This window comes from Clostridium psychrophilum (assembly GCF_018861705.1).
Taxonomy (GTDB): Bacteria; Bacillota; Clostridia; order Clostridiales; family Clostridiaceae; genus Clostridium_AD; species Clostridium_AD psychrophilum.
Window position 1 is genome coordinate 1 of record NZ_JAHLEC010000223.1, and the last position, 1,814, is coordinate 1,814.

2 protein-coding genes and 1 pseudogene are annotated in these 1,814 nt (G+C 34.5%); all 3 read right to left on the reverse strand.

Annotated features, from left to right (window positions below; genetic code table 11):
- Positions 1-296 precede the first annotated feature (296 nt).
- On the reverse strand, positions 297-716 hold the full coding sequence (locus KPL38_RS19085; protein ID WP_216290717.1) for a MerR family transcriptional regulator: 420 nt from the start codon (positions 714-716) through the stop codon (positions 297-299).
- A 26-nt stretch (positions 717-742) separates the two neighbouring features.
- Positions 743-907, reverse strand: a complete 165-nt coding sequence (locus tag KPL38_RS19090) for an energy-coupling factor ABC transporter permease (RefSeq protein ID WP_216290718.1) — start codon at positions 905-907, stop codon at positions 743-745.
- Between the two features lie 196 nt (positions 908-1,103).
- A pseudogene (locus KPL38_RS19095) lies at positions 1,104-1,706 on the reverse strand (aldo/keto reductase); the annotation flags it as partial.
- Positions 1,707-1,814 lie beyond the last annotated feature (108 nt).

Consider the following 1,814-nt stretch of genomic DNA (forward strand, 5'->3'; position numbering starts at 1 on the left):
ATAGTGATTATCCTCCTGTGTGTTTTAGTTTAGGCGATTAAAGCATAACACAGAATTAATCCACTATGGATTTCTTATTGGTTCAACTTCATTTTACAACAGGTCAAAATATTATTTATTCTAAACTCCGATTATTGAGTTCGATATAATCATACAATTTAAAGTTGACTTTAAGTCAATGCTTTTTCATAAAAAAAACGCAGCAATTTTGGCTGCGCAGAATGGGATTATTAGAATATAAACAAAATTAATGGAGGCATAGTCAATATGACCGCCTCCATTATTAGAAACATCGATTAAGATACTACTTTTTCGATACCCTGCTGATTTGTTTTGTCATGTATTTTTTCTGTACCTGCCTCAAGGGCTGTCTTGTAGTACCAGCATTTATAATCTATGACTTCAAGTGTTTTATGTAGCGCTGCTATCTGTTCATCCATAATTGTTTTTCTCTCAATAAACATCTCATAGCGTTCACTCAATGTTGCATCTCCCTCTTCGCACCAGTCTATGAATACCTTAATATCTTTAATGGGCATTCCCGTATTTTTTAGGCATTCAATAATTTTCAGTGATCCGAGTTCAATATCTGAAAAAGAGCGGATACCGGATTCTGAACGTTTCAAATTAGGAAACAGACCTTCCTTATCGTAGTATCTTAAAGTCGAAGCTGATAGATTGATTTTTTTCGAAACCTCTCCAATTGAATATTTCATATTTGGCACACTCCTTTTTACAATACTTAAAGTTGTTTTAATGCATGTAACAAATTAATAGAATGAAGCGGCCTTTTCTGTCTTGTTATTTCATTCTTTACCCTTAAACTCACCCTTCTCCATATAGGCAGCATAACCACTCCAAAAACGGCACAAGTTGAAGGGCTTAAATAATTATCAGGTATATGCATAAAGTAATTCCCCCTTTGCTTTACTTGTCCTTTTTCTTATCTTAATTATTTTTTTGTTAAATTTTTTTCTGACATGTAAATCATTAAATCATCAAATTTAGTACATTTATAAGAGTTCACTCTAAGTCAAGGCTTTTTGCAAAAGATGAACGGATACATTCCAAATCTGTATCCGTTCATCTTCTAATTAAGAAATTCATTTATCAAATGTTGTTGCAACCTCTTTTAATCTATCTACAATAGACAAATGCTGAGGGCAATGATTCTCGCACTGACGGCAGCCGATACAATCGGAAGCACGGCCATACTTATCTGTATAGTTTCTATAATAAACTTTCGAGTTAGATGCCTCCTTGAACTGCACATATGCGTTGTACAGCGCAAAATACTTAGGAATAGGTATTTTTTTAGGGCAACCCTCAACACAGTACTGGCATCCAGTGCATTGAATAGCAATGCTGGAATTAATGATACCAATTACTTTGTTTATGATGGTCATTTCTTCCTCATTCAGAGATTTAAAATTTTTCATATAACCGGTGTTATCCATTAACTGTTCATAACTTGACATACCCGAAAGTACCATCATTACATTAGGCTGGCTTGCAGCAAAACGGATTGCCCATGACGCTACAGACAAGTCAGGAGCATAGTCCCTAAACATTTTTTTTGCCTCAGCAGGCACTTTGGCCAGAATACCACCTTTGATAGGTTCCATGACGATGACTGGTTTTCCGTGTTTTACACAAACCTCATAGCACTTACGTGACTGGATGTTCGCGTTGTCCCAGTCTAGATGTAGACTTGTAGTTTAATATATCCTGATAATATAAGTGATTTGCAAATTTAAGTAACCTTTAAAATATAAAAAGGATAAATGAATGTGTTAATTAAATTTAACATTCCT